The organism is Vibrio sp. 10N.286.49.E11, assembly GCF_041469505.1.
In the GTDB taxonomy this organism is placed as follows: domain Bacteria; phylum Pseudomonadota; class Gammaproteobacteria; order Enterobacterales; family Vibrionaceae; genus Vibrio; species Vibrio crassostreae_C.
In genome coordinates, this window is sequence record NZ_JBFRKQ010000084.1 from 1 (window position 1) to 2,744 (window position 2,744).

The 2,744-nt window shown below is 44.1% G+C and carries 1 protein-coding gene and 1 pseudogene; one reads left to right on the forward strand and one right to left on the reverse strand.

The window, feature by feature from the left end; all coding sequences use genetic code 11:
* Positions 1-92 precede the first annotated feature (92 nt).
* Positions 93-1,270, forward strand: a pseudogene (locus tag AB4167_RS19200) (IS3 family transposase).
* Between the two features lie 120 nt (positions 1,271-1,390).
* Here AB4167_RS19200 and gltS read toward each other — a convergent pair.
* Positions 1,391-2,599, reverse strand: coding sequence for a sodium/glutamate symporter (gene gltS, locus AB4167_RS19205; protein ID WP_017061004.1), 1,209 nt, complete (start codon positions 2,597-2,599; stop codon positions 1,391-1,393).
* Positions 2,600-2,744 lie beyond the last annotated feature (145 nt).

Here is a 2,744-nt window from a genome sequence, read left to right on the forward strand (position 1 = left end):
CCAGTGCTCATTATTGGGCATGTAGTGGTACGCTGAATTTGGTCACTTAGTTAGAGGTGATATCATCACCTCATAAGTTAACAGGTGACACTATGACAAAACGTACAAGAAGACTATTTAGCGCTGAATTCAAATTAGAAGCGGCACAACTGGTTCTAGATCAGAACCACTCTGTGACAGAGGCTGCTCAAGCTATGAATGTTGGGAAGTCCACGATGGATAAGTGGGTTCGCCAACTAAAAGAGGAACGTCAGGGGAAAGCACCTAAAGCATCGCCGATGACGCCTGAGCAAATTGAAATACGTGAATTAAAAAAGAAGTTAGCTCGCCTTGAAGAGCATAATGAAATATTAAAAAAAGCCACGGCTCTGTTGATGTCGGACTCACTGAACAATTCTTGATAATCAAGAAACTCAAGCAGAGCCACAGCGTAAAAATATTATGTGAAGTGTTCAATGTTCATCGAAGCAGTTATAACTACTGGCGAAAACGTCCAGTAGAAATTGATGCCGAAACAGCAAAGCTCCGTAGTTTAGTTAGCGAGGCACATGCCGCAAGCAACGGTTCTGCGGGAGCGAGAACCATTGCTGACATAATAACGAGTCAGGGAACTAACCTGAGTCGCTACAGAGCAACGAAGTTCATGAAAGCCCTTGGTCTAGTGAGCTGCCAAGTGCCAAAACACAGGTATCGTAAAGCATCACAAGAACATATTGAGATCCCAAACCTCTTAGGCCGCCAGTTTGCAGTTACGGAGCCAAACAGAGTTTGGGTTGGTGACGTTACTTATGTTTGGACTGGCTATCGTTGGATGTACTTAGCCGTAGTTTTAGACCTGTTCGCTAGAAAAACGATTGGTTGGGCAATGTCATTATCGCCCGATAGTCGATTAACTCGTAAGGCTCTTGCCATGGCTTATGAGTCTCGTGGTAAACCACAGGGCGTCATGTTTCACAGCGATCAAGGCAGTCATTATACAAGCCGAAGTTATCGGCAATTACTGTGGCGCTTTCAGATCAAGCAAAGCTTATCTCGACGAGGAAATTGCTAGGATAATGCACCAATGGAACGCTTCTTTAGAAGCTTGAAGACGGAATGGATACCTACAGTAGGTTATCGGAGCTTTGCAGAGGCACAACAAGAAATTACTCGATACATTATTGGGTATTATTGCCAACTCCGCCCGCACCAATACAACGGTGGTTTGACTCCCAATGAATCAGAACGATTGTTCTGGTTAAACTCTAGGAACGTGGCCAATATCAGTTGACCACTACAATTACACCTTTCAAACCGTCACTCCTCTTCTGAATATAGTTTTTGATGTCTTGAGTAAATTTTAAAGTCAAAGTACTGAACTTTGGTAATCCCCTTTGATGGGGAAGATCCATCAAGACATGAAATGTAAGAATGTCTCTATAACGATTAGGTTTGAGAGATCGATAAAGAACGCACCAATTAACGGCACGATAAAATACGCTTGTGGCGATGGGCCGTAGTAACCCGTGATACCATTCATATTGAGCATGGCTGTCGGTGTCGCACCCAAACCAAAGCCCGCATGACCACTTGCCATCACCGCGGCATCATAATTTTTACCGAGTAGCTTATAGGTAACGGACGTAACAAACACAATAGTAAACAATGTTTGAATCGTTAGGATAACCACCAGCGACAACGCCATATCAAACAGCTGCCAAAGTTTGATTTCAAGCAATGCCATAGATAAGAAGACACTTAGGGCAATTGAGCTTAAACGTGCCACTTCGACCATCGCAATCTTGGCAGGTTTGCTCTCGCTAAATAGTGTTGAGAATAGTGCACCAACAAATAACGCATAGACGAAATTTGGCACCATGTTCAGCCAATGCACATCGAGCACAAGCACTAAACTATGTAGCATTTGGCTGAGCTCAACACAGCATGCTAAAAGAACAACGCTTCCGATGCCATGTAGTACATTGCCCTTAGTCGGCATGTGATGGGCCTTTTTGTGTTCCACATCTGCTGCATGTACGTTCGGTGTTGAAAGTTGATTTTTTTCAACCAAATACGTGCCTAAAGGCGCTCCGATAATACCGCCAATCACAAGACCAAAAGTGGCACAGGCCATCGCGATTTCGAGTGCATTATCGACACCAAAATGGTCATGAAACATCGACGCCCATGCAGCACCTGTACCATGCCCACCTGATAGGGTGATAGAGCCCGTCATCAGTCCTAGCTTAGGATCCAGCCCTAAGAACGAGGCTGCAGCGACACCAATAGCGTCCTGAAAAATAATATAAACAACGGCGATTCCGAGAAAGACAACGAACAAGCGTCCACCTTGGAATAGCTGCTTGATATTTGCGCTTAAACCAATGCCTGCGAAAAACATCAGCATCAACGTCTCTTTATAAGGAAGTTCAAATTCGAACTCCATTCCCATGCGATATAAGCAAGTAGTAATTAAGGCTGCGATGCACCCACCAATCACCGGCCCTGGGATATGATATTTACTTAATATTGGTGTGTGTTTTTTGGTTACCTCACCAAACAACAACATCAAGAGTGCCAAAATGGCAGATTCAACGGCATTTACAGAAATTACATTCATTATCACGACCTAAACAACCGAATAAAAAAGCCCCGACTTGACGGGGCTTATATTTTCTAGCAACTACGAATTACGCAGAGAACTCTTGGAAGTACTCATCCAACACAGTGCGTGTTGCACGGCCAATTAGCTCGTACTCGTGGTG

Coding starts and splice junctions, on each gene's coding strand:
- gltS (WP_017061004.1), bottom strand. CDS start 2,599: ATGAATGTAATTTCTGTAAATGCCGTTGAATCTGCCATTTTGGCACTC.